The sequence below is a fragment of the Deltaproteobacteria bacterium genome (assembly GCA_026712905.1).
Lineage (GTDB): Bacteria > Desulfobacterota > Binatia > UBA9968 > JAJDTQ01 > JAJDTQ01.
The window spans coordinates 59,025-83,623 of sequence record JAPOPM010000021.1; the positions used below are offsets into that span (position 1 = coordinate 59,025).

At 66.4% G+C, this 24,599-nt stretch carries 22 protein-coding genes, 1 tRNA gene and 2 pseudogenes; 14 read left to right on the forward strand and 11 right to left on the reverse strand.

The features are described 5' to 3' along the window. The first annotated feature begins 117 nt into the window (after nt 1–117). Nucleotides 118–333 (forward strand): hypothetical protein, encoded by a 216-nt coding sequence (locus OXF11_01440; GenBank protein MCY4485767.1) that lies wholly within the window; start codon nt 118–120, stop codon nt 331–333. A gap of 320 nt (nt 334–653) precedes the next feature. Here the strand turns inward: OXF11_01440 and OXF11_01445 are convergent. The 5 genes and pseudogenes from OXF11_01445 to OXF11_01465 all read right to left on the reverse strand — a co-directional run bounded on the left by OXF11_01445 (nt 654) and on the right by OXF11_01465 (nt 6,733). After that, a pseudogene (locus OXF11_01445) lies at nt 654–1,595 on the reverse strand (GTP-binding protein). A 31-nt stretch (nt 1,596–1,626) separates the two neighbouring features. Further along, entirely contained in the window at nt 1,627–3,918 is a 2,292-nt protein-coding gene (locus OXF11_01450; GenBank protein ID MCY4485768.1) for a xanthine dehydrogenase family protein molybdopterin-binding subunit, read from the reverse strand. After that, on the reverse strand, nt 3,911–4,408 hold the full coding sequence (locus OXF11_01455; protein MCY4485769.1) for a (2Fe-2S)-binding protein: 498 nt from the start codon (nt 4,406–4,408) through the stop codon (nt 3,911–3,913). Before OXF11_01455 ends, OXF11_01450 begins: the two co-directional genes overlap by 8 nt. 14 nt (nt 4,409–4,422) lie before the next feature. Beyond that, nucleotides 4,423–5,340: a xanthine dehydrogenase family protein subunit M gene (locus OXF11_01460; GenBank protein ID MCY4485770.1), complete on the reverse strand. Its 918-nt coding sequence runs from the start codon at nt 5,338–5,340 to the stop codon at nt 4,423–4,425. 19 nt (nt 5,341–5,359) lie between these two features. Then, nucleotides 5,360–6,733 (reverse strand): dihydroorotase family protein, encoded by a 1,374-nt coding sequence (locus OXF11_01465; GenBank protein MCY4485771.1) that lies wholly within the window; start codon nt 6,731–6,733, stop codon nt 5,360–5,362. A gap of 278 nt (nt 6,734–7,011) precedes the next feature. On the opposite strand from OXF11_01465, the gene OXF11_01470 reads away from it, so the two are divergent. Beyond that, the gene (locus OXF11_01470; protein MCY4485772.1) at nt 7,012–8,160 is read left to right on the forward strand and encodes an ABC transporter ATP-binding protein; all 1,149 of its coding nucleotides are present in this window, start codon (nt 7,012–7,014) and stop codon (nt 8,158–8,160) included. A 94-nt stretch (nt 8,161–8,254) separates the two neighbouring features. After that, nucleotides 8,255–9,742 (forward strand): UbiD family decarboxylase, encoded by a 1,488-nt coding sequence (locus tag OXF11_01475; GenBank protein MCY4485773.1) that lies wholly within the window; start codon nt 8,255–8,257, stop codon nt 9,740–9,742. Nucleotides 9,743–9,820: 78 nt separating this feature from the next. Here OXF11_01475 and metF read toward each other — a convergent pair whose 3' ends face one another. From metF to OXF11_01495, 4 genes are all read right to left on the reverse strand, one after another. Next, the gene (gene metF, locus OXF11_01480) at nt 9,821–10,687 is read right to left on the reverse strand and encodes a methylenetetrahydrofolate reductase [NAD(P)H] (protein MCY4485774.1); all 867 of its coding nucleotides are present in this window, start codon (nt 10,685–10,687) and stop codon (nt 9,821–9,823) included. Continuing rightward, nucleotides 10,684–12,906 (reverse strand): xanthine dehydrogenase family protein molybdopterin-binding subunit, encoded by a 2,223-nt coding sequence (locus tag OXF11_01485; GenBank protein ID MCY4485775.1) that lies wholly within the window; start codon nt 12,904–12,906, stop codon nt 10,684–10,686. The genes metF and OXF11_01485 overlap by 4 nt, the downstream gene beginning before the upstream one ends. Nucleotides 12,907–12,918: 12 nt before the next feature. Beyond that, nucleotides 12,919–13,947: an amidohydrolase family protein gene (locus tag OXF11_01490; GenBank protein ID MCY4485776.1), complete on the reverse strand. Its 1,029-nt coding sequence runs from the start codon at nt 13,945–13,947 to the stop codon at nt 12,919–12,921. A gap of 103 nt (nt 13,948–14,050) precedes the next feature. Continuing rightward, the gene (locus OXF11_01495; GenBank protein ID MCY4485777.1) at nt 14,051–14,767 is read right to left on the reverse strand and encodes an HAD-IA family hydrolase; all 717 of its coding nucleotides are present in this window, start codon (nt 14,765–14,767) and stop codon (nt 14,051–14,053) included. Nucleotides 14,768–14,854: 87 nt separating this feature from the next. On the opposite strand from OXF11_01495, the gene OXF11_01500 reads away from it, so the two are divergent. The 6 genes from OXF11_01500 to efp are packed head-to-tail and all read left to right on the forward strand — an operon-like array spanning nt 14,855 to nt 17,905. Then, the gene (locus tag OXF11_01500; GenBank protein MCY4485778.1) at nt 14,855–15,679 is read left to right on the forward strand and encodes a 3'(2'),5'-bisphosphate nucleotidase CysQ; all 825 of its coding nucleotides are present in this window, start codon (nt 14,855–14,857) and stop codon (nt 15,677–15,679) included. A 1-nt stretch (nt 15,680) separates the two neighbouring features. After that, nucleotides 15,681–16,010, forward strand: coding sequence for a hypothetical protein (locus OXF11_01505; protein MCY4485779.1), 330 nt, complete (start codon nt 15,681–15,683; stop codon nt 16,008–16,010). A gap of 43 nt (nt 16,011–16,053) precedes the next feature. After that, entirely contained in the window at nt 16,054–16,542 is a 489-nt protein-coding gene (locus OXF11_01510; protein MCY4485780.1) for a Rieske 2Fe-2S domain-containing protein, read from the forward strand. 22 nt (nt 16,543–16,564) lie between these two features. After that, nucleotides 16,565–16,924 carry a Rieske 2Fe-2S domain-containing protein gene (locus tag OXF11_01515; protein ID MCY4485781.1) on the forward strand — a complete coding sequence of 120 codons (360 nt, stop codon included), beginning with the start codon at nt 16,565–16,567 and terminating at the stop codon, nt 16,922–16,924. Between the two features lie 17 nt (nt 16,925–16,941). Further along, nucleotides 16,942–17,286, forward strand: coding sequence for a histidine triad nucleotide-binding protein (locus OXF11_01520; GenBank protein MCY4485782.1), 345 nt, complete (start codon nt 16,942–16,944; stop codon nt 17,284–17,286). A 58-nt stretch (nt 17,287–17,344) separates the two neighbouring features. Further along, nucleotides 17,345–17,905, forward strand: coding sequence for an elongation factor P (efp, locus tag OXF11_01525; GenBank protein ID MCY4485783.1), 561 nt, complete (start codon nt 17,345–17,347; stop codon nt 17,903–17,905). Here efp and coaE read toward each other — a convergent pair. Then, nucleotides 17,838–18,491, reverse strand: coding sequence for a dephospho-CoA kinase (gene coaE / locus OXF11_01530; GenBank protein MCY4485784.1), 654 nt, complete (start codon nt 18,489–18,491; stop codon nt 17,838–17,840). The genes efp and coaE overlap by 68 nt on opposite strands. Before the next feature lie 133 nt (nt 18,492–18,624). Here coaE and OXF11_01535 point away from each other — a divergent pair, with 133 nt between their 5' ends. Both OXF11_01535 and OXF11_01540 read left to right on the forward strand, forming a co-directional pair. After that, on the forward strand, nt 18,625–19,740 hold the full coding sequence (locus OXF11_01535) for a DegT/DnrJ/EryC1/StrS family aminotransferase (protein MCY4485785.1): 1,116 nt from the start codon (nt 18,625–18,627) through the stop codon (nt 19,738–19,740). 86 nt (nt 19,741–19,826) lie between these two features. Further along, the gene (locus OXF11_01540; GenBank protein ID MCY4485786.1) at nt 19,827–21,647 is read left to right on the forward strand and encodes a long-chain fatty acid--CoA ligase; all 1,821 of its coding nucleotides are present in this window, start codon (nt 19,827–19,829) and stop codon (nt 21,645–21,647) included. Nucleotides 21,648–21,660: 13 nt separating this feature from the next. Here the strand turns inward: OXF11_01540 and OXF11_01545 are convergent. Next, nucleotides 21,661–21,736: transfer RNA gene (locus OXF11_01545), tRNA-Cys, on the reverse strand. Nucleotides 21,737–21,925: 189 nt separating this feature from the next. Here OXF11_01545 and OXF11_01550 point away from each other — a divergent pair. From OXF11_01550 to OXF11_01560, 3 genes and pseudogenes are all read left to right on the forward strand, one after another. Then, a pseudogene (locus tag OXF11_01550) lies at nt 21,926–22,165 on the forward strand (YfhL family 4Fe-4S dicluster ferredoxin). A gap of 1,195 nt (nt 22,166–23,360) precedes the next feature. Then, nucleotides 23,361–23,804 (forward strand): ribosomal protein S18-alanine N-acetyltransferase, encoded by a 444-nt coding sequence (rimI, locus tag OXF11_01555; protein ID MCY4485787.1) that lies wholly within the window; start codon nt 23,361–23,363, stop codon nt 23,802–23,804. 242 nt (nt 23,805–24,046) lie between these two features. After that, on the forward strand, nt 24,047–24,532 hold the full coding sequence (locus tag OXF11_01560) for a CarD family transcriptional regulator (protein MCY4485788.1): 486 nt from the start codon (nt 24,047–24,049) through the stop codon (nt 24,530–24,532). The last annotated feature ends 67 nt before the right edge of the window (nt 24,533–24,599 follow it).

Here is a 24,599-nt window from a genome sequence, read left to right on the forward strand (position 1 = left end):
TTGTTGTGTTTATCTGGAAGAATCATTAAAGTTTTCAGCGAACCTGGCCGATGGATCATGATGAGGGGGTAGTGGAAGAGCGCGTGACCGCGAACGCTGACGAAGGAGCGGGGAGCAATGAACGTAGAGACAATCAGCATCATCATATCCGTGATCATGGTCGGGGCAGCGGGCGGCGCCCTTACAATGGCTGGGTTCAAACAGTCGCGTGCCGACATGGACCGGCGCTTCCGTGAAACGCGCGAGGACGTTCGGGAACTGCGGCGGGACGTCAACTATCTGCGCGAGGCCGTCGGCGCGTTAAATGAGCGCATGGGAATCAAGACGGGCTGAACGCCGTCAGGACCAACACCACACTAGCAGCACGGCATCGGATTCTCGATCAGGTTGTAGACGCTGTCGAAGTTGACCTCGTTGATGGTCTTCTGGATCTTGTAGAAGCGCGGCGGCTCGTTCTTCAGGAAGACCATGATGGCGGTCTCGATGGGAGGGCAGTCCGGCTTCACGCAAGGGACCTCCTTGATGGTGATGGGGGTCTTGGACGGGAACTCCAGAGCCTGCGTCACCCACACGCGGATCTGGTCGAGGGTGAGGGAGGAGACGTCGCGGTAGATGTCGAGTTCGCCGTCGGCGGGGGCCTCGTCCTCGGAGCGGAGGCAGGTCCTGAGGCCGCCTTGCAGCTCCTCCCCGTCCAGGTCCCGGCCGATGAACACCAGCCGGTTGAGCCGTTCCTCGCCGTCCTCCCACTCCCGTCCGAGCCGCCCCTCGAACATGCTGTGCACCCCGTGGAACACGAACTGGTGCGAGTCGCCGTACATGTTGAGGATGCCCTTCATACGCAGGATGTCGGGTCCCTTCTTCGCCAGCACCCCGCGGAACCAGTGGCTGAGGCGAGTCTTGTTGAGGTCTCCGGGCTGCACGAAGGAGACGGTCTTGACCGAGGGCTGGTGCTCGTGGTGATGGCCGTTGCGCACGGCTTCCCGCTTGGCCTCCAGGTCGAAGGCGCGCATCTCCAATAGCTCGCCGATATCCACTTCGGCGTTCCGGGTGGGGGTGACGCGGGCCGTGGGGTTCATCTCCCCGAGCCTGGCGGTCAGGTCATCCGCTTCTTCCGGGGTGATGAGGTCGGTCTTGTTGAGCAGGATGGCGTCGGCGCAGGCGATCTGCTCCCGCGCCTCGTGCTGGGCGGCGAGCTGTTGCTCGATGTGCAGGCCGTCCACCACGGTCACCACCGCCTGGAGCTCGAAGTCCAGGCGGATGCGCTCGTCCAGCAGCAGCGTCTGCACGATGACCGTCGGGTCCGCGAGCCCCGAGGTCTCCACCACCAGGTAGTCGAAGTCGCGGCGCCGCTCCAGGAGCTGCAGCAGCACCCGCAGCAGGTCGCCCTGGACCGTGCAGCAGATGCAGCCGTTGTTCATCTGGAAGATCTCTTCTTCCGATGCGACGATGAGGTGGTGGTCGATGCCCACCTCGCCGAACTCGTTGATGACCACGGCGATGCGGTGGCCGTGGGGCGCGGTGAGGATGCGGTTCAGCAGGGTGGTCTTGCCCGCTCCGAGAAAGCCCGTGAGGATGACGACGGGTATCTTGGCCATGACAGCCTCCGTGCGGGTCCGTGCCGGCGTGCTACTTCCGGTCGCGCTCCTCCAGCGCCCAGAAGACGCGTTCCGGGGTCAGCGGCAGGTCCCGGATGCGCGACTTGATCGCGTCCGCCACGGCGTTGCCGATGGCCGCGGGGGTCGGCGCCAGCCCCGGTTCCCCGAGTCCCTTGGCGCCGTAGGGGCCCTCGGGCTCGGCGCACTCGACGACGATGGGAATGATCTCGGGCACGTCCACCGACGTGACCAGGTGGTAGTCCAGGAACGAGGGGTTGCGCACCTTGCCGGTCTCGTCGATGACCAGGTTCTCGTGGAGCGCGGAGCCGATGCCCTGGGCGACGCCGCCCTCGATCTGCGCCGCGCAGTTGAGCGGGTTGATGGCCTTGCCCACGTCGTGAGCCGCCGACACCCGGTGCAGCCGAACCCGGCCGGTCTCCTCGTCCACCGAGGCCTCCGCGGCCTGGGTGGCGTACATGTAGAAGGCCGACGCGTGGTCGCTGTGGCCGGTCTCCAGATCGAGGTCCTTGCCGATCTCGTAGGTGTAGGAGGCGTCCCCGCGTACCACCGCGTCGGTTCCCAGGCGCCGCCGGATCAGTTCGCCGTAGGTCAGGGCCATGTCCTCGTTGTCCTTGAGGCGCACCTTGCCGTCGGCCGCCACCAGCTCTTCCTGCTTGCCTTCGAGCGCGGGTCCGGCCATTTCCAGGAGCTGCTCGCGCGCGTGGATGGCGGCTCCGCGCACGGCGTTGCCCATGTGGTAGGTGCTGCGGCTGGACGTGGTGGAGGCGTCGAAGGGGATGGCGTCGGTGTCCAGGGGCGCCACCTGCACCTGCTCGATGGGTATCCGCAATTCTTCGGCGGCCACCTGCGAGAGAATCGTGTTGCTGCCTTGTCCGATCTCCACCGTGCCGGCCAGCACGGTCACCCGGTTGTCCGCGTCCACGAGCACGCCCGCCTTCGAGGTGGTGGGCGAACGGGTGGGTTTGGAGATGCAGGCCAGGCCGCGGCCGACTCCTGCCGGCTTGGGCTTGCCCCAGTCGATGGCCGCCGCCGCCTTGGTCAGGGTCTCGGTGAGGCCGACGCTGTGCAGTTGTTCGCCCCAGTAGGCCATGTCGCCGTCCACGAAGACGTTCTTGAGGCGGAACTCGAGGGGGTCCATGGCGAGCCGGCGCGCCAGCTCGTCCATGTGCTGCTCGGTGGCCCAGGCGCCCTGAGGGATGCCGTAGCCGCGAAAGGCGCCTGCCACGGGCTTGTTGGTGTAAACCGCGTAGCCGTCCACGTGCACGTGGGGGATGCGGTAGGGGCCGGGGGAGGGGAGGCTGCCCCGGATGCACACCGTGGGGCTCTTCTCGGCGTATGCGCCGCCGCCCCAGTAGAGCGTCATGTGCCGGGCCATGAGCGTGCCGTCGTTCTTGACCCCGCTCTTGATGTGCACGGTGGCCTCGTGCCGCACCAGCGTCGAGATGAAGGTCTCCTCGCGATTGAACTTCAGCCGCACCGGCCGCCCGCCGGTTTGGAACGCCAGGCCCATGGCGATGGGCTCGAGCTTGAGCCCGCCCTTGGAGCCGAAGCCGCCACCCTGGAGCGGGTTGATGAGGCGGATCTGTTCCTGCGGCAGGCCCAGGGCCTCGGACACTTCCGTGAGCGCCCGGAAGGGCGCGTCGTTGGCCACCCACACGGTGACCCGTCCGGTTTCGGGGTCCACCTGGGCATGGGCCGAATGGGGCTCCATGGCGGCGTGCTGGATGATCGGCACGTAGTACTTTTCCTCCAACACCATGTCCGACTGCCTGAAACCCTCGGCGGTGTCGCCGGTGCGCAGCTTGAAGTGCTCGCACACGTTGGGCATGGGCGCGCCGACGATGAAGGGCGCCTTGCGGTAGCTCTCGAACTCCTCGTGAATGGCCACGGCGCCGGGCTGGCAGGCGTCCTCGGGGGTGAAGTAGGCGGGCAGGTCCTCGTACTCCACCTCGATGAGCTTGAGCGCCTCCTGGGCCGTGTCTTCGTCCACCGCGGCCACGGCGGCCACGGGCTCGCCGATGTAGCGCACCTTGCCCTGGGCCAGGAAGGGCTTGTCCTTGATGGACTCGCCGTGGGTCCAGGGCGTGTCGGCGCCGGAGATGGCCGCCACCACGCCCGGGTGTTGGCGCGCCTTCTCCAGGTCGATGCGGACGATGCGCGCGTGCGCCCGGGTGCTGAACAGCACCTTGCCGTGCAGCATGTCCGGCAGCACCAGGTCGTAGCCGTAGGTGGCGGTTCCGGTGACCTTCTCGTCGACGTCGACCCGGGTGACGGGACGGCCGACTACCTTGAGATCATCCATTGTTCGGTCCCTCGGCGGCGCGGCGCCGCAGCTCGGCGGCCGCGTCCTGCACCGCCTCGACGATCTTTACGTAGCCGGTGCAGCGGCACAGGTTGCCCGACAGGGCGAAGCGGATTTCGTCGTCCGTCGGGTTGGGGTTCTCTTCCAGGAACGACTTGGCCATCATCAGCATGCCCGGGGTGCAGTAGCCGCACTGGGCGCCGCCGTCCTCGATGAAGGCGGCCTGGATGGGGTGGTAGGCGTCGCCTTCCTTCAGCCCCTCGATGGTGACGATGTCGGCCCCCGCCAACTCGCCCGTGAGCACCAGGCACGAGTTCACGGGCTTGCCGTTGAGGTACACCGTGCACGCACCGCAGTCGCCGGTGCCGCAGCCTTCCTTCGTGCCGGTCATGCCGATCTCGTCCCGCAACAGGTCCAGCAGCAGGCGGTGCGCCGGCGCGTCCACCGACGTCGCCGTTCCGTTCAAGGTAAATTCAATGGGTTGGCTCATGAGATCGGTAGCTCCTATCCATAGCGCCGGTCGCGCCGGCTGGTCCACGGCACCGGGCCGCCGCCCGCGGCGGCGTTGAGAAGCGCGCGCTTGGTGTTCACCCGCACCATGGCACGGCGGTAATCGGCGGACGAACGCACGTCGCTGATGGGGCTGCATTCATCGGCTGCCTTGCGGCCCGCTTCCTCCGCCAGCTCTTCCGTCAACACCTGCCCCTGGACCACGGCTTCGGCGCCTGGGGCACGCATCGGAGTAGGGGAGACGGCCCCGAGGGCGATGGCGACGGACTCACAGCGCCGGTCGGCTTCAGCCAGCACCAGGGTGACGGCCACGCCGATGTAGGCCAGGTCCATCATGTCCCGCGGCGAGAACTTGATGTACTCGCCCACGAGACCCGGGTCCCGCGGCGGAATCTGCAACTCGGTGAGGATCTCTCCAGGCTCGGCCACGGTCTGCCCGGGCCCGCGAAAGAAGTCCTTGAGGTCCATGGTCCGCTCGCCGCCGGCGCCCATCAGCGTGGCCCTGGCGTCCAGGGCCAGCAGCGCCGGCGCCACGTCCGCCGACGGCGTGGCGTTGGCCATGTTGCCGCCGATGGTGGCGCGGTTGCGGATCTGGATGGAGCCCACCTCCGCGGCGCTCTGGGCCAGGAACGGGTAGCGTTCGACGATGAGCGGGGAAATCTCCACCGCGCGCAGGGTGGTGAGGGCGCCGATGGTGATGCCGCCGTCGTCCTCCTCGCGGATTCCCGAAAGCGACGGTATGCGTTTCAGGTCCACGACGTACCGGGGCACCAGCCCCTTTTCCTTCATGGCGATGACCAAGTCGGTGCCGCCCGCCAGGAAGTAGCCCCCGGGGCCGCCGTCGAGCATGATCCGGGTGGCCTCCGCGAGGCTCGTGGGTTGGTGGAATTCGAGTGGTTCGGTGCGCTTCATTCTTTTCCTTGTCCCTGCCTCAGTCCGGTACCGGGTACACCATGCGGCCGATGGGCCCGCCCACCGGCTCGCCGTCCTGCATCTGCACGTGGCCGCGCACGATGGCGGTCACGGGCATGCCCTTGATCTTCCAGCCGTGCCACGGCGAGGGGTTGTTCTTGCTGTGCAGCTTGTGGATGTCGATGGCGCCTTCCTTGTCCATATCCACGATGGTCACGTCGCCGTCGGAGCCTACCCGGAGAGCGCCTTTCTGGGGATAAAGCTGCCAGACTTTCGCGGGGTTCTCCGATGCCAATTTCACGTAATGGTTGAGAGTCATGCGGCCCTTGTTGACCTCCGTGAGCATCAGCGGGACACCGGTCTCCACGCCACAGAAACCCGAAATGCATTCCCAGATGGCGGGTTTCAGCATGTTGCCGTCAACGTCCGCGCCCTTCTCCTCCAGGGTGTGGGGCGAGTGGTCCGTGGCGATCATGTCGACGTAGCCGTTGAGCAGGCCGTCCCACAGCGCCTCGCCGTGGTCGCGGGTGCGCACGGGCGGGTTCATCTTGAGAAGCGGGCCCGCCTTGTCCATGTCCTTGGGTTCCCGCAGAAGGTAGTGCGGGCCGGTCTCGGCGGTGATGCGCAGCCCGCGCGCCTTGGCGTCCCGCACCATGCCGGCGGCCTGCTTGGAACTCATGTGCAGCACGTGCATCTTGGTACCGAAGGTCTCGGCGAAGAAGAGGGCGTGGTGCACCGACTCCGCCTCGCAGATGTACGGGCGGGTGGATTCCCAGTTCACCGGGTCGGTCTTGCCTTCCTCCTTGATGCGGTTCAGGTGGTGGTACATGATCTGCCGGTTCTCGGCGTGGATGCACAGCGGCAGCCGCGACTCGGTGATGTTCCGGAACACGTCCTGGCACACGCCGTCGTCGGGGAAGGGCAGGTTGCCGATGGTCTCGCCGAAGAAGATCTTGTAGCCCACCGCGCCCACCCGGGCCATGGGCAGGATCTGGTCGGCGTTGGTCTGCACCACCACGCCCAGGAGCGCGAAGTCCACCAGCGACTTTTCCTCCGCCAGCTTCTTCTTCTCCTCCACCTGCTCGGGATGGGTCACCGGCGGGATCGTGTTGGGCATGTCCACCACGCAGGTGATGCCGCCGGCGATGGCCGCGCGCGAACCCGTGCCGAAGTCTTCCTTGTGGGTCATGCCGGGTTCGCGGAAGTGCACGTGGGCGTCGATCAGCCCGGGAAGGATGTGCTTGCCGGTGGCGTCGATCTCCTCGGTCCCCTCCGGGAGCGAAGCGTTGGTGCCGATGGCCACGAACTTCCCTTCGTGGATCGCCACACCACCGTCGAACGTGGACTCGGGGGTCACGACGGTGCCGTTCTTGATCACGAGATCTGCCTTCATGGATGCTCCCTTCGCATTGGGCGTGCCGTACGAACGGACGCGACGCGCGCGGGTAGAGGGGGGTTCCGCCGTGGGTCGGCGGCGCCGGAACTGTCCGCGTGAAAGGTGTTTGTTAGGAAAAATCGGGCGTGAAATCAAGCCTGCGGGGCTTCGCCGTTTGATGTTGAAATCGCCGGTCGTGTGTGCGATAGGTGGCTCATTCCAGTGACGGGGTGGTGCGCGTGGGGCGTTCGATCGTCGATCCTCCCGGTGGCACGGCCTGCGAACGGAGGTTGCCGTTGAGCGATGACAGAGTCATGGTCGAAATCCAGAACCTCGAGAAGTTCTTCGGAGAAGGGCCGGAGAGGGTTCACGTTCTGAAAGGCGTCTCGCTGCGCATCCCGGAGGGCTCCCTTTACACGTTCCTGGGTCCCAGCGGCTGCGGCAAGACTACCACGCTGCGCTGCGTGGCCGGGCTCGAGCGGCCGGAGAGCGGCGTCATCGACATCGATGACAAGGCGGTGTTCAACTCCGCTGGCGGCGCCTACGTGCCCCCCAACCACCGTCCCATCGGCATGGTGTTCCAGTCCTACGCCATCTGGCCGCACATGACGGTGGCGGAGAACGTAGGCTATCCCCTGACCATCCAACGCCGTCCCAAGGCCGAGATTCGCAGCCGTGTGGAAGACGTGCTCAAGGTCGTTGGCCTCGCGGGCCTGGAAGACCGGCCGGCGCCCAAGCTCTCGGGTGGGCAGCAGCAGCGGGTGGCCTTCGCCCGGGCGCTGATCAACGAGCCCAAGGTCATGCTCCTGGACGAGCCGCTCAGCAACCTGGACGCCAAACTGCGGGAGCAGATGCGCTACGAGATCAAGGCGCTGCAGCGGCGCGTGAACATCACCACCATCTACGTCACCCACGACCAGGCCGAGGCCTTGGCCATCTCGGACCAGATCGCGGTCATGCACGGCGGCAAGCTGATCGAGGTGGGGGAGCCCCACCAGCTCTATGCCAGGCCCAAGCGCAAGTTCACCGCCACGTTCCTGGGCCTGACCAACCTCATCAACGGCAAGGTCGCGGAGGTGGGCGCCAACTCCCACCCGAGCCGGTTGGATACCGAGTTCGGCATGCTTGAGTTCGTTCCCGCGGTGCCCATGGACAAGGGCGCCAGCGCGGCGATCTCCATCCGCCCGGAAAACATCACCGTGGGGGCGGTGGCGCCGGCCCAGAGCCAGAACGTGCTGCACGGGAAGCTCCACGACGCCGTTTTCATGGGCGATGCGTATCACTGCCAGGTCAAGGTGCGGGAGCAGTTGATCCGCGTGCATACCCATCCGTCCGCCGCGGTCCCCATCGGCAACGAGGTCTATCTGACTCTCGACCCCGACAACTGCAACGGACTGCCCGCGGACGACACCGAGGGCATGGACGACACCATGTTGGGGGACTAGTCGCGCGTTGGCAATATTCGGCGCGGACCGCTATAAACATTGAGATACCGCCTTGGAATGACACCAGAAAATTGAAGGAAGGAGCCAGTATTCTATGGCCGCAGTAGAGGCAACCAAAATCGCCGAGAAAGAGCTCAGAGCCGAGGGTACCCCCAGCTACACCGATTTGCGGGAGTGGCTGCAGATCGTGGAGGCCTTCGGACAGTTGAAGAGGGTCGACGGGGTCGACTGGAACCTGGAGATGGGAACGCTCTCCGAGCTCATCGCCCAGGGGAGCAGCGGACCGGTTCCCGCCGTCCTCTACGACAAGATCAAGGATTATCCCGAGGGTTTCCGGGTGCTGTTCGCGCAGAACGCCTCGTTCAAGCGCATGGCGCTGGCGCTGGGCCTGCCCCTCGATTACACCGACCTGGACCTCGTGCGGGCCACCCGTACGAAGATCTCGGAGCACAACCCGATTCCTCACAATGTGGTGGAAACCGGCCCGGTGATGGAGAACGTGCTCAAGGGCGAGGACATCAACCTGCTCAAGTTCCCGGTGCCGTTCGTCCACGAGCTGGACGGCGGGCGCTACATCGGCACGGGTTGCCTGGTCGTGACCAAGGACCCGGACGAGGGTTGGGTCAACTTCGGCACCTACCGCGGCATGGTGCAGGACGAGAAGAGCATGAACGTGTACATCTCGCCCGGAAAGCACGGCCGCATCCAGCGTGACAAGTGGTTCGACCGGGGCGAGAAGTGCCCGGTCATCGTGTGCGTCGGCCAGGACCCGGTGCTGTTCATGGTGTCCGGCAACGAGGTGGACTACGGCGTGTCCGAGTACGACTACGCCGGCGGGCTCAAGGGGCACCCCATCGATGTCATCAACGGCGAGATCACCGGACTGCCGTTCCCGGCCCACGCCGAGATCGTCATCGAGGGCTACATGGACCCCAACGAACGGAAGACGGAAGGGCCGTTCGGCGAGTGGACCGGCTACTATGCCAGCAACAGCCGCCCCGAGCCGCTGATCCGGGTGGAGCGCATCTACCACCGCAACGATCCGATCCTCACCGCCGCCCGGCCCGGGCGTCCGCCTTCGGACTACTCCATCGCCAAGTGCATGGTGAAGGCCGCCCTCATCTGGGACCAGGTGGAGAAGGCCGGCGTGCCCGACGTCAAGGGCGTGTGGTGCCACGAGGCGGGCGGCGGCCGTCTGCTGAACATCATCTCCATCAAGCAGCGCTATCCGGGCCACGCGCGCCAAGCCGGCTTCGTGGCCTCGCAGGTGCACGCGGGCGCCTACCTCGGACGTTACGTCATCGTGGTGGACGAGGACATCGACCCCACCAAGACCTTCGACGTGCTCTGGGCCTTGGCCACCCGTTCCGATCCGGTGGACTCCATCGACATCCTGCGGCGCTGCTGGAGCGGTCCCCTCGACCCGCGCATCGAGCCGGGCAAGAAGGGCTTCAACTCCCGCGCCATCATCGACGCCACCCGGCCCTTCGAGTGGATGAAGGACTTCCCGCCCGTGGCCGAGTCCACGCCGGAACTCAAGAAGAAGGTGTTCGACAAGTGGCGCCACGTCATCGAGGCGTAGCGCTTCGTTCGCGGCTGTAAAGGAAAGGGCCGGGGGCTTGATGCTCCCGGCCCTTTTTTCGTGGTTTCCGCGGGCCGGTTACGGCTCCTGCAGGTTGCCGAGGATCCTTCGCGTGGAGAGGGAGCGGTTGAGGGTGTAGAAGTGGATGCCGGGGGCGCCGCCGTCGAGCAGGGCGCGGCACTGGCGCGTGGCGTGCTCGACGCCCACCTGGGCGACCGCCTGGGCGTCGCCGGCCGCCGCCTCGAGCTTTGCCAGCAAGGGTGCGGGGATGGTGGCGCCGCACATCTGCGTGAAGCGCTTGATCTGGGCGGTGTTGGTGACGGGCATGATGCCGGGGACGATGGGGGTGTCGATGCCCGCCGCCCGGGCGCGTGCGACGAAGTCGAAGTAGTCGCGCTCGTCGAAGAAGAGCTGGGTGACCACGAAGTCGCAGCCGGCCTCGATCTTGCGCTTGAGGTTTTGCAGGTCGGCCTCACGGCTCGGCGCTTCCGGATGCGTCTCCGGATAGCCGGCGCCGCCGAGGCAGAAGTCCTTGCGTTCCCGGATGAAGGCGATGAGCTGGTCGGCGTGGGAGAAGCCCTGCGGATGGGGCGTGAACGTCGTTTCGCCGCGCGGCGGGTCGCCGCGCAGCGCCATGATGTTCTCGATGCCCGCGGCCTCGTACTCGTCCAGCAGCGCCGCGATCTCGTCGCGTCCGTGGCCCACGCAAGTCAGGTGCGCCATGGCTTCGATGCCGGTCTCCCGCTTGATGCGCCGGGTGATGGCGATGGTCTTCTCGCGGGTGCTGCCGCCGGCGCCGTAGGTGACGGACACGAAAGCCGGCCCCAGGGGTTTCAGGTTGGCGACGGTCTCGAACAGCGCGTCGACGCCCTGGTCGTCCTTGGGAGGGAAGAACTCGAAGGAGAAGAGCGGGCTTTCCTGACCGAAACGATCCCGAATTTTCATGCCCCGTCCGTTCCTCCGGCGCTGCGCAGCGCGCGCCAGACGCGCTCGGGGGTGAGCGGCAGGTCGCAGAACTGCACCCCGGTGGCGTGCGTCAGCGCGCCGGTGATGGCTGGCGCCACCGAGAAGATGCCGCCTTCGCCCATGCCGCGGCTGCCGTAGGGGCCGAGGCCGTCGCCGTTCTCCACCAGCACCGTGTGGAAGCCCCGGGGCATGTCGGTGAAGGAGGGGATCCGGTAGTCCACCAGGTTCGAGTTCACGAGCTGGCCGCCCTCGTAGATCATCTCCTCGAACAGCGCGTGTCCCAGGCCCATCATGGCGGCGCCTTCTTCCTGGCCTTCGCACTGGATGGGGTTGATGGCCTTGCCGACGTCGGCAACCGACAGGTAGTCGGTCACCGAGACCGCGCCGGTGTCGCGGTCGATGTCCAGCTCCACCGTGCCCATGCCCACTTCCCACACCACCGGCAGGACGTCGTTGATGATCTCGGGTCCGACGGTGCCGGTGCCGATCAACTCGCCGGCGGCGGCGCCGAAACGTTTCTCCAGCGCCTCGGCGAAGGACATGCGCGCCTCGCCGCACAGCAAGGCCCCGTCCATCAGCCGGATCTCCTTGGCGGGCACGCCGAACGCCGCGGCGCCGATCTTGAGGAGCTGGCGCTTCACGTCGCGCGCGGCCTGCTGCACCGCCCGCCCCATGAGCGTGGTGGAGCGGCTGGAGCCGGTGGAGCGGTCGTAGGGCGTGATGGCGGTGTCCGCGCCGGACATGCGGATGCGTTCCAGCGGCAGTTGCAGCTCTTCCCCCACGAACTGGGACAGCACCGTGCGCACGCCCTGTCCCATCTCCGTGCTGCCGGCCATGATGGTGGCGGCGCCGTCGGCCTGGAGCCGCACCATGGCCACCGTGATGGGCTGGCCGCCGGCGTTGGTCATGCCGCAGGCGAGGCCCACGGGCGCGCCGGCTTTTCTCGAACGCGCCTTCCAGCGGCTTGCGCTCACCAGGCGCTTCAGGGTCCCGGCCAGGTTCACGTCCAGGGGCCGCAGACCCGGGCGCAACTCCTCGCCGCGCTTGAGCAGGTTCTTGAGACGCAGCTCCGCCGGGTCCATGCCCAGGCTCGCCGCGATCATGTTCACTTGGCTCTCGCCCGCGAAGATGGACTGCGGGCCGCCGATGGATCGGAACGAGCCGGCGCCGCCGGCGTGGGTGTAGACCGCGTAGGCGTCGGTGTGGATGTGCGGGATGCGGTAGGGGCCGAGGACACGGGTGGCGGCGCGCGTGGCCACCTGCGGGCCGTTGTCCATGTAGGCGCCGGTGTCCAGATAGATCTCCGCCTCCCGCGCCATGATCGTGCCGTCGTCCTTCACGCCGGTCTTGACGCGCACCTTGGCGCTGTGCCGCCGGACCGTCACCATCGCTTCCGACACCGACAGGCACACCCGCACCGGGCGCTTCACCTTGCGTGAGGCCGCCACCACCAGCGGCTCGATCTTGGCGTAGGATTTGCCGCCGAAGCCGCCCCCCAGGTAGGGCACGTTGAGGCTCACCTTGCTGTCGGGGAACCCGAAGATGCGCGCCAGGTCCGCCTGCACCAGGAACGGGTGCTGCGCCGACGACCACAGGGTGATGCCGTCGTCGCGGTAGTCGGCGATGACCCCGTGGGGCTCCATGGAGTAGTGGTAGATCATCGGGAAGGTGAAGTGGTGCTCGAAGATCCGGTCCGACTCCGCGAACCCTTGGGAGATGTCGCCGCGCCGCACCTTCTCGTGGGCGCAGATGTTGCCTTCCCGGTCCTCGTGCACGCGCGCCGCGTCCGGCGCCAGCGCGGCGTCGAGCCCCACCGCCGCGGGCAGCTCCTCGTACGTGACCTGCACCAGGGCCGCGGCTTGTTCGGCGGTCAGCGGATCGTCCGCGGCCACCACGGCCACGGGCTCGCCCACGTAGCGCACCCGCTCCAGCGCGATGAGCGGACGGCCGCCGTAGTGGGGGTCGAGGTCGTCCACGTCCCGTCCGGTGAGCACCCCGGCGACGCCCGGCAGCCGCTCCGCCGCGCTCGCGTCGATGCTCACGATGCGCGCGTGCGCATGGTGACTGCGCAGCACGTGGCCGTACAGCATGCCGGGGATTTCCAGGTCGCCGGTGTACTTGGCCCGCCCCGTGACCTTATCGTGGCCGTCCACCCGGCGGGTGTTGGCGCCGACGTATTTCAATTGATGATCCGCCATGATTCTGGAGTTCTAGAAGCCGTAAAGCGCCCGCGGGTTGTCGTCGAGGATCTTGGCCACGGATTCGCGACTCACCTTGCCGTCGTCCTGGAGCTTCTGCAGCGCCTCGATTTCGCTGGAGGTGTCGTTGTGGCCGTAGTCGGTGCCGATGACGATGGTGTCGTCGCCGGTGTATTCGAGCACGTAGTCCAGGTCGTCGTCGGTCTGGCAGGCCACGTAGATGCGGTTGTCCTTCATGTAGCCGCGCGACAGCTCGACGCCGCGCTTCTGGCGGAAGCGCTTGGCGAGGTCATGGAACACGTACGGGACCCACTGGGCGCTCACCTCGATGAAGCCGATCCGGAGTCTCGGAAACCTCTCCGGAATCCGGTCCCAGATCACCGAGTGGAACGATCCCACCACCGCAAGCTTGAACTTGTTGAAGCCGGGCTCGTCGTAGAAGAGGTCGTGCTGGGTGAAGCTGCCCGTGGCGGAGTGCACGCAAAGGGGGATATCGGCATCGCTCAGCGCCTCGTAGAGCGGCGTGAAGTAAGGGTCGCTCAGGCGCCGGTCGCCGATCAGGCCCGGGACGAATACGCCGCAGGCGCCGTGCTGGAGCACGAAGTCGAGCTCCTTCAGCGACTCGTCCATGCTCAGCAGCGGCAGGGTCGCGACCCAGCGCAGGCGATCCTGGCCCTGCTTCCAGATGTCGCACAGCCAGCGGTTGTAGCTCTTGAAGAGCGCCATCTCCACCTCGGGCTTGTCCGTCACCGGGCGCAGGAAGATGGTGGGGTAGAGCACCTGGATGGCCACCCCCATCTCGTCCATGTGGCGCAGCCGGGAGGAGACGTCCGCCATCTCCCGGGACTCCTCCGGCGTGTCCTTGCCGACGTTGTCCGACTTGATGTACAGCCGGCCGTCCACCAGCCAGTATTCGCCTTCGTCGCCCGTGCCGTTCTGGGCGGATACGATCTGGGGGCGGTAGGCCTTCTCCGCGCCCTCCATGTACTCCCAGGTCTTGTTGGTCTCCAGCACGTGTGCGTCCGCGTCGATGATCGCCATGATCCTACCTCCGGTCGTGTGTCAGGTTGGTGCGTTCCCGCGAAGCGGGTGTGTCAAAACTGCTCGAAGCACCGACGTACCCGTTACGTCATCATTTAGACGACTACAGCAGGCTCATCAACTCGCCGAGGCCGCGGATGCGCGCGGTGCCGTCGCTTTCCAGCCCGCCGTTCCGATCCAGCAGCACGGGCCGGACACCGGCGTTGCGCGCGCCCTCCACGTCCGTCTCGGGGCTGTCGCCCACGTGCACGGCCTCGTGCGGGACGATCCCGTGGCGCTCCAGCGCGAGCTGAAAAATGCCCGCCGCGGGCTTGGCGAACCCCGCGCTGCTGGAGATGAACACCGAGTCGAAGTAGTCCGCGATGCCCAGGCCGCGGATGATCTTCAGCACCCGCGAGTCGAAGTTCGAGATCATCACGAGGATGAAGCCGCGCGCCCTGAGCCCTTTCAGGGCCGTCTCCGCGTCGTCGAAGAGCATCCAGGAATCGGCGCGGGCAAAGTACGCGAACAGCGCGGCGAAATAGTCGTCGAAGCGCGGGAACGGTCCGGTGGTTTCGAACACGTTCCAGACCACGTCGTGCCACCAGCCGCGCTCCAGCGCCTCCAGGCGCGGCGCGTCGGCCTCCGGGAAGGCCATGGGCGGGGCGCCGGCGAAGCACTCGCGGAAGCGCCGCGACACCTCCTCGGAGGGCACGTCCTTGCCGTACTGCCGCGCCAGCTCCGCGTAGGTCACGGCGACGGGCTTGACGGACTCGAACAGGGTTCCGGCGGCGTCCAGGAAGACCGCCTTGGGTGTCGGGGCCGGGTCGGGGGATGTCATGGAAGGCACTGCTTTCGCGTCTTTTTTGGGTATTCTGTTATAGTTCAGACAATGGAAGAACCTCATTATGGACCCTCGGGACGAGTTTTGTCCAGCACGCGTTCCAGCGTGCTGGAGGTACCGGCGGGGTTCGCGGGGGAGTATCAAGCGGCCTCGCAGGCGGCACGGGAGGCGGGCGCCATCATCGCCAGGCTCTATCGTGGCGAGTACCAGGTGGCGGAAAAGTCCCGCGGCAACCCGGTGACCACCGCCGACATCATGGCCAACCGGACCATTCGCGAAATCCTGGAGGCGCGCTTTCCGGACGACGCGTGGCTTTCGGAGGAGGACGCCGATAGTCCCGAGCGCCTGGACAAGCGCCGTGTGTGGATCGTCGACCCGCTGGACGGCACGCGCGAGTTCATCCGGGCCATACCCGAGTTCTGCGTATCCATCGGCCTGGCCGTGGACGGCGTCGCGGTCCTGGGTGTCATCTACCATCCGCTGCACCAGGAACTCTTCGGCGCGGTGACCGGCGGAGGCGCGTGGTTGAACGGGGCGCCGCTGAGCGTCGCCCGCAACGGCGGTGACCGGCGCCCGTCCTTGCTTATCAGCCGCTCGGAGCCGCGCAACCGCCTGGGTGAGCTGGCGCGGGAGTTCGAGCTGGAGCCCATGGGCAGCATCGCCTACCGTCTCGCCGCGGTGGCGCGCGGGCGCGCCGACGCCACCCTGACGTTCCGCCGGGTGAAGGAGTGGGACGTGTGCGCGGGTATCGTCATCGTCGAGGAGGCCGGCGGCCGGACCGCCACCGGAGAAGGGGAGCGCCCCGTATTCAACCGGCCGGAGCCGGTGTTGCAGCAGCTCGTGGCCGGCAGCGAGTTGTCCAACGAGAGGATCCGGGCGCTGCTCGCCCGGTTGCCGGGGAAGAGCTGAGATGGCTGCCTGCGTCTACTGCGGCGAGCGCGCCGGAATGCTGGCGCGAAGCTGCAAGGAGTGCCGGCGCCTGGCGGAGACGGTGCAGGCCTGCGCCGGTCAGGTGGGCTTCAGCGAGTTGCTGGACCGGCTGGAGGAAACCGGCGTCCACCCGGAAAGGATCATGCGCTTTCTGAAAGCCAACCCAGACGGGCGCGGCAGCGTGCGCGACCGTCTGACCGCCGACATGACCAACGAGCTGCTCCACATCATGGGCATCAACGAGCGCCAGAGCCCCGACGACGTCGAGCGCATTCGCAAGGCCAACGACAAGCCTCCGGAATCGGAATGACACCCCGGTGAGCGTGTGACCGTGCGCCGGGGCGCCCTGCGTCATGGAACTGACCCTCTACCTTTCGGCCGTGTTCCTGGCCGTGTATCTCGTGGCGTTGACCGTGCGCCGGCTGCGCTTCCGCCGTGACCGCATGCACATGCGCAGCGAGGCGCGGTCCGGCGGGAAGGTCGTGGCCGGCGTGGACGAGCTGCCGGCGGGAACGGTGAAGAAGTTCTGGCTCATCTGCGGCAAGCACCGGATCGATTGCTTCGTGATCAATCACAGCGGCCAGTTCCATGCCTACATCAACAGTTGCCGCCATTTGGTGACGCCGCTGGACTTCGTGCGCTACCAGTTCTTCACCGAGGACGGCCGGCACCTGATCTGCGCCACCCACGGCGCCCTCTACGAGCCCGATACGGGCCTGTGCGTGGACGGTCCCTGCAAGGGGCTCTCGCTGTATTCCCTGCCGGTGGTTGTGGAGGGGGGCGAGATCGTTGTACGTTGTCCGGCCGGGGACCTTTCCTTTCTGCACGAGGTGGCGGACTGAAACCGGGTCCCGAACCGGCATCATGGCGCGAAGACCCGTGGGCAAGCGGGTCGGCCGCCGGGAGGATTTTCCCGACGGCGCGGCCCGGAAATTCACGCTCCGTTGCGGCGGAGAGAGCCTGGAAGGGTTCGTGTTCGGCTTCCAGGGCGAGCTCTTCGGCTATGTGAACCGCTGCAAGCATGTGTCCCTGCCGTTGGATTGGGTGGACAGCCAGTTTTTCACCGAGGATGAACGCTATCTGATCTGCGCCAACCACGGCGCGCTGTACGAGCCCACGACGGGCGAATGTCTCTGGGGGCCATGCCACGGGGAGTGGCTGCAAAGGGTCCCGCTCAAGGTGGAAGCGGGAACCGTTCGCGCCTTCTGCCCGGAAGACGACTGACGGGAGGTGAACGGATCGTGGCCGACTGCCTGTTCTGCGGCATCGCCAACGGGGAAATCCCCGGCGACATCGTCTACCGGGATGACTCGGTGCTGGCCTTCAGGGACATCGACCCCAAGGCGCCGGTGCACATCCTGATCATCCCCGGCAGGCACATCGGCAGCCTCGCGGAACTGGAGCCGGGCGATGGGGAGGTGCTGGGGCACGCCATGGAGGTGGCCCGGCAGGTCGCGGTGGACCAGGGCGTGGCCGGGAGCGGGTTCCGCCTGGTCGTGAACACCGGGGCGGACGCGGCCCAGAGCGTCCACCACGTTCATTTCCATCTCTTGGGCGGTCGGTCGCTGGCGTGGCCGCCGGGGTGAGGGAACGGCACCCGGCCGGCGTGGTCGAGGCGTGCCTTACGAAAGGACAAGCGACGACATGATCAACGCGACACAGCTTCGGCCCGGAATGATCATCATCTATGACGACGACCTCTACCGGGTCACCGCGGTCAAGCATCTTACCCCCGGGAAGGGCCACGGCTTCATGCAGACGAAGCTCAAGAGCCTGCGTGGCGGCGTGGGCACCGAGCACAAGTTCCGCTCCGATGATCGGGTCGACCGGGCCATCCTGGAGAGCCGCGAGATGCAGTACCTCTACGCCGAGGACGACCGTCACAACTTCATGGACACCGAGAGCTACGAGCAGACGGAGCTTTCGTCCGAGGAGGTGGGGGACATCCTGCCGTTCCTTCTGCCCAATCAGGTGGTGAACGTGGAGTTGTACGAGGGCAGTCCCGTGGGGGTGAGTCTCGGCTCGGCGGTGGAGCTGGAGGTGGTGGAGACGGAGCCGTCGATGAAGGGCGCCACCGCGTCCGCGTCGTACAAGCCGGCGCGGCTGGAGACGGGTGTGACGGTGCAGGTGCCGCCGTTCATTCAGGTGGGTGATCGGATTCGGGTGGATCCGTCAGAAGGAAAATATATCGAGCGGGCGAAGTAGCCAGGACGGCTTGCCAGGCCCGCGCAACGCGCCGTTCGAGCTCCGCCAGGGTGCCGTCGTTCTCGACGACGAAGTCGGCCAGCGCGCGTTTCTCCTCCATGGACATTTGCGCCTTCAGGTGCCTCGCGACATCGGCCTCGGTGAGCCCGTCGCGCTGGCGCAGCCGTTGCTCCTGGGTCTCGCGCGAGCACGCCACCAACAGGACCGGACGGAGCCAGTGATGGATCTTGGCCTCGAACAGAAGCGGCGCATCGTAGATCACGAAGTCATGGTCGCGCGATCGGTCCACGATGCGCTGTCTGGCCAGGGCGCGGATTCGCGGGTGGGTGATCTCCTCCAGACGCCGGCGCAAGGCGGGTTCCTTGAAGATGATGCCCCGCAGATACGCCCGGTCCAGGGTCTCGTCCTCGCGCAGCGCCTCGCGGCCGAACAGCTCGACGATCTCGCGCCAGGCTTCCTGGCCGGGCTCGACGATCTCGCGCGCCAGCCGGTCGGCGTCGACGAGGGCGGCGCGATCGCTCAGGATCCGCGAAACCGTGCTCTTGCCGGTGGCGATGCCGCCGGTCAGTCCGATGACTCTGGCCATGTTCGTGCTCCGGGGACGGCGCGTCGGCGCGCCGCTGGCTGGTTGGTACCAACTTCCCGTACTTGTGGCAACCGCCGGCGGGATCGGGACTTGACCGCCGCCCCAGGATACTAGGACTCGTGTGGTGACTCGCATGGAACTGCCGTTGCTGGACCTGAAAGCGCAGTACGAGACCATCCGGGAGGAGATCCAGGAGGCGGTGCTGCGGGTGTGCGCGTCGCAGCGGTTCATCCTCGGGCCGGAGGTGGCCGCCCTCGAGGAGGAGGTGGCGGCCTCCACCGGCGTGCGCTTCGCCGTGGGCGTCTCGTCCGGTACCGACGCGCTGCTGGCCGCCCTGATGGCGCTGGAAGTGGGTCCGGGGGATGAAGTCATCACCACCGCCTATTCCTTCTTCGCCAGTGCGGGTGTCATCGCGCGGCTGGGGGCGCGGCCGGTGTTCGTCGACATCCATCCCGATTCCTTCAACATGGACCCGGAGGCGGTGGTGGCGCGCATCGGCCCGCGCACCCGCGCGGTCATGCCGGTGCATCTCTTCGGCCGCTGCGCGGATCTGGACACCATCCTGGAAGCCGCCGCCGATCGCGGCGTCGCCGTGGTGGAAGATGCGGCGCAATCCTTCGGCGCGGTGGATTCACGGGGCCGGAGCGCCGGCACCATCGGCGCCCTGGGCTGTTTCTCCTTCTACCCGAGCAAGAACCTGGGCGCTTTCGGGGACGGCGGCATGGTGATCACCGACGACGAGGACCTGGCCCGACGCATCCGCCTGCTTCGCGTCCACGGCGAGGAACCCAAGTACCATCACCGTTTGGTGGGCGGGAACTTCCGGCTGGACAGCCTCCAGGCCGCCGTGCTGCGGGTGAAGCTGAAGCGCCTCGGCGGATGGGTCGAGGGGCGGCGGCGCAATGCGCGGCGATATCGGGAACTTCTGGAGCCGGTGGCGTCGGAGAACGGACTGGTCCTCCCCGGCGACTGTGCCGGCCACGTCTACAACCAGTTCGTGATCCGCGCGCCGGAGCGTGACCGCCTGCGGGCCTTCCTGGACGAGCGCGGGGTCGCCACCGAGATCTACTACCCGCTGCCGTTGCACCAGCAGGAGTGCTTCCTGGCCCTGGGCCACCGTGCCGGTGACTTTCCCGAGGCCGAGGCGGCGGCTCAATCCTCCCTGGCGCTTCCCATCTACCCGGAGTTGACGGTGGCGCAGCAGGAGTACGTCGGCACGCACGTGCGCCGCTTTTTTGGCGGCAGTTGAACCGGGTCCCGGCCCGAAGCGGCGATGGCCAGGCGACACGCTCCTTCGGGCTCACCGGAGCGGAGTCCCTCGGCGGGAGGCACGCGATGAGCCCACTGTGCTATAATCCGGCGATGGTTTACCGTAGCCTTGCCGACCTGTTCCTGTCCCAGGTGGACGCGCACGGGGAACGCGTGCTGTACCGCTTCTGGCGTGAAGGGGAGTGGCGCGGCCAGACATGGGCGGAGGTGGCCGCCGAGGTGGAGGAGATCGCCCTCGGACTCGTGGCCGCGGGAGTGAGGAAGGGCGACCGGGTGGCCCTCTTCGCCGCCAACCGGGTGGAGTGGTGCCTGCTGGACTGGGCCGACATCTGCATCGGCGCTCTCACCGTGCCGCTCTACCCGTCGAGCACGCCGGCGCAGGTGGAGTACATCGTCGCGCATTCCGGGGCGACGGTGCTGGTGGTGGACTCGCCCGCGGTGCTGGAGCGGCTGGACCGCTCGGGGCCGGGCCTGGCGGCGCTGGGGAACGTCGTGCTGCTGGACGGCGACGGCGCGGCGGACGCCCCGATGCTGTCCCTCGAACGCCTGAAGGAGATGGGCCGGGAATACGGACGCGCTCATCCCGGGGCCTTCCGGGAGTTGGCCGGGGCGCTCGGACCCGAGGACGACCTCACCATTATCTACACGTCGGGGACCACGGGCGAGCCCAAGGGCGTCCTCACCACCCACGGCAACTACCTGTTCATCATGACCTCCGCCTTGGCCGCCATATCGGTGAGCGAAGACGACGTGGCGCTGCAGTTCCTTCCCCTGGCGCACTCGTTCGGCCGCCTGGAGCATTTCATCGTGGTGGGCCGTGGCTACGAGTGCGCGTTCGCGCGCGCCATCGAGACCCTGTCCGCGGACCTGCAGACGGTCCAGCCCACCATGCTCTTTTCGGTGCCGCGGGTGTACGAGAACGCTCATCGGCGCATCCTCAACCGGGTGGACAGCGCCAGCCCGTTGCGCCAGCGTTTGTTCCGTTGGGCGGTGGCCGTGGGCCAGCGCCACAACGAACGGGCGCGCCGGGGCGAATCGTGCGGCCCGTGGCTGCGGCTGTGCCACCGGCTGGCGGATTCCCTGGTGTTGTCGAAGGTGCGTGCCGGCCTGGGCGGGAGGCTGCGCATGGCGGTCTCCGGCGGCGCGCCGCTGTCGGACACCATCGCCGATTTTTTCCAGGCCCTGGGGGTGTGGATCGTGGAGGGATACGGGCTCACGGAGACCTCTACCGTGTCTCATGTGAACCGGATCGACCGCTATCGCATCGGCACCGTGGGTCTCGCCATGGATGGGGTGGAGTGCCGCATCGCCGACGACGGCGAGATCCTCATTCGGGGCGCCCACGTGATGAAGGGCTACTACAAGGATCCCGCCGCGACCCGCGAAGCCATCGACGAGGACGGCTGGTTCCACACCGGCGACGTGGGGCGCATCGAGGACGGCGGCTTCCTGCGCATCACCGACCGCAAGAAGGACCTGATCGTGACCTCCGGGGGGAAGAACGTCGCGCCGCAAATGATCGAGAACCACCTGCGCCAGGAGCCGCTCATCAGCCAGGCCATGGTGTGGGGCGACAAGACCAGCCACCTTGTAGCGCTGGTCACGCTGGACGCCGGCGAGGCCGGGCGCTGGGCGGAGAAGGAGGGCATCGAGTGGGACAAACCCGAGGACGCGGCCGCCGACCCGCGGCTCGCCACCCATCTCCGCCAACGCATCCGTGAACGCAACCGGGAGTTGGCGCCCTTCGAGGCGGTCAGGGACTTCCGCGTCCTGCCGGGAGACTTCTCCACCGGCACGGGAGAACTGACTCCGAGCCTCAAGCTCAAGCGCGGGATCGTGATGGAGCGTTACGCAGGTTTGCTCGACGAGATGCTCAAGCGGGACTGAGGTGCGCGGAAAGTGGAGGCGGCGGGCGGATTCGAACCGCCGCATCGAGGTTTTGCAGACCTCTCCCTTAACCACTTGGGTACGCCGCCCGAAAGATAACGTGTAACACACGGGTTCAGGGTTGTTCAAGGCGGCGCCCGGACGTTGAGGAAACTTGAAAAATCAACTATTTTGACCGAGAGAGGGCGTAAGGGGCCGGTTCGCGGAACGGACGGGTGCGCAACCGTCCCGCGGCGGCCGGATACGATTCGAGAGCTTTTTCAGGAGCGTTGTTTCCCATGGCGACGATGATAACCAGCGACTGCATCAATTGCGGCGCTTGCGAGCCCGAGTGTCCCAACGAAGCCATCACCCAGAACGATGAGATCTACGTCATCGACCCGGTGCTGTGCACCGAATGCGTCGGGTTCCATGACTACGAGGCGTGCGCCGCGGTGTGTCCGGTGGACTGCTGCGTAACCGACCCCAACAACGTCGAATCCGAGACGGTGCTGATCGACCGGGCGCGCGTGCTGCACACCGACGTCGATTTCGGCGAAGAGTTCGAATCCCGTTTCCGGACCGGGGAGAGTGCGGGCGAGGCGGCCGCTCCGGCTACCGCCGCCGCGGACCCGGCGCCCGCGGAGGCGGCCAACGGCACCACCGCCCCGGCCGCCGCTCCCGCGCCTGCTGCCGTGGCCGCACCGGCGCCCGTGCCGGTACCGGTGATCGCGGCGCCGGCTCCTGTCGAGGAGCCCGAAGAGGAACCGGAGCCGCCGCGTGCCCCGAAGATGTTTCCGGGGCAGTTGCCCATGGGTTTCGACGAGCTGGTGCAACGCATCCAGACCAGCGAGTCGAGCGTGCTGCGCGTCGCGGTGATGCTGTTGCAGCCCCTTCTCGGCGCCTTGCCGCCGGAGTCGCGCGACGATCTGGCGGAACTGGCGGGTTGGCCCTACTTCATAGGCGCCGCCGCCACGGCTCTCAACATGATCCTGAATCTGCTCATCTACCCGGTGGTGTTCATCATCATCGGTGTCTCGCTGGAAGGGCTCGGGCTGGCGTTCGGCAAGGGCGTCAACATGTACATCCTGGTGGGCTTCCTGGTGGCGTTGGCGGAAGTGCTCTATCGCTTGCGTCACAGTGTCTTCCGCGCCGTGCCGGTGGAGCAGGTGACGGTGAGCGGGGCGCTCTACGGCATACCGCTGGCCTTGCTGTTGCGGCCGTTCCTCTCACGCAAGGGCAAGCTCCTGCGCCGGGTCCCGGTCCCCGTCGAGGGGTTCTACGATTCCCGGTTCGTGGAGAAGCTGGAACGCGAGCGCCGCTACGGCCACGCCTACACCGTGCAGGATCTGGGCAAGGCGTATCACCTGCGGCTCGAGTTCCCCACGCAGGTGCCGCGCCTCGGCATCACCATCCCGTCCAAGCTTCCCCGGCGCATGCCCGACTACGACTACGACTTGCTCCTGAAGGAAGGCCAACTGATCGTCAGAGGCCGCCTGCTGGACGACCGCGTGCGCAGAATCTCGTCCAGCATCGGCGCCTTCCCCCCGGAGTTCACCACGGTCATCCCGCTCCAGGATCGTGTCTACGGCTTCGCCCACCAACTGGGGAGCAAGGTCCTGGACGTCCTCCTCCTCAAGGAAAGCGCGGCACGACTGGGCTGGGTCAACTAGCACCCTCCTTCGGGACATGCCCGCGAGTGCCAGCGGAAAGCTTGAGTTCCGGTCGATGACCATGGCGGACATCGACTCCGTCATGGTCATCGAGCGCGCATCGTTCGCATGTCCGTGGAGCCGGCAGTTCTTTCTCCAGGAGTTGCAGGCGGCCAATTCGCGGTCCGTCCTGTGCCACTCCGAGGGCGAGCCCGTCGGCTACGTCATCTACTGGGAGCTCGTCGACGAGCTAGACATCCACAACGTAGCCGTACATCCCGGACACCGCCGCCTCGGCGTCGGCCGGGCCATGCTCGAGAGCCTGATCGACAGGGCCTCGGAGCGCGGTTTCCGGCGTATGACCCTGGAGGTCCGGAGGTCGAACGACGCCGCTCAGGCGCTTTACCTCTCGCTTGGATTCGAGTTCTGCGGCCTGCGGCGCGGCTACTACTCGGATAACGGCGAGGATGCCTGGCTGATGGAGCGCCCGCTCGATGCGTCGGGTTCCGAATCGGCTCAAAATTAAACTTTTCTATTAGGTAATTTAGTTTAACATCCCGTTATTGCATGAGATTAAATTGTTCATCCACCTCTTGACGTTCTCTTGCCGTCCGATGTATAAAGAGGGAGCCAATGATTGTGAAAGTGAACGTATTTGAAACGTGTATTTCAAATCTCGGCCCACCCCTCTGGAAGCACCTTCCTCCGGATTAACCGGACTTCTTGCCCCTGTTCCGCATACGGGTTCTGACACTCAAGGAGGAATGAATGTTCAAGGTCGGAGAGAAGGTTGTCTATCCTGCCCATGGAGTCGGTGAGATCGAAGCGGTTCGCAGTCAGGTGATATCCGGCACGGAGAAGAAGTTCTACATGCTGCGCATTCTCGATACGGATATGAAGATCATGGTGCCGGTGGACAACGCCGTCGCCGTGGGCCTGAGGAAGATCATCGACAAGACAACCGTATCACGCGTTTACCGCATCTTGCGGGAAAAGAAGAAAGCGCCCGTCGACCAGCAGACATGGAACCGTCGCTACCGCGAGTACACCGAGAAGATCAAGACCGGCTCGGTCATAGAGATCGCCGCCGTGCTCCGGGACCTTTTCCTGTTGAAGGGCGACAAGGAGCTTTCCTTCGGAGAAAGGAAAGTGCTCGACACCGCCAGGAACCTTCTGGTCAAGGAGCTGTCCATCGCCCGGTCGCACACCGAAGAGAAGATCATGGAGGAGCTGAGCCACATCTTTACCCAATAACGTCCGTTTCCGGTTGGGGTGAAAGAGAGCTGGAGGATTCCTCCAGCTCTTTTTTGTGGTTCCGGCT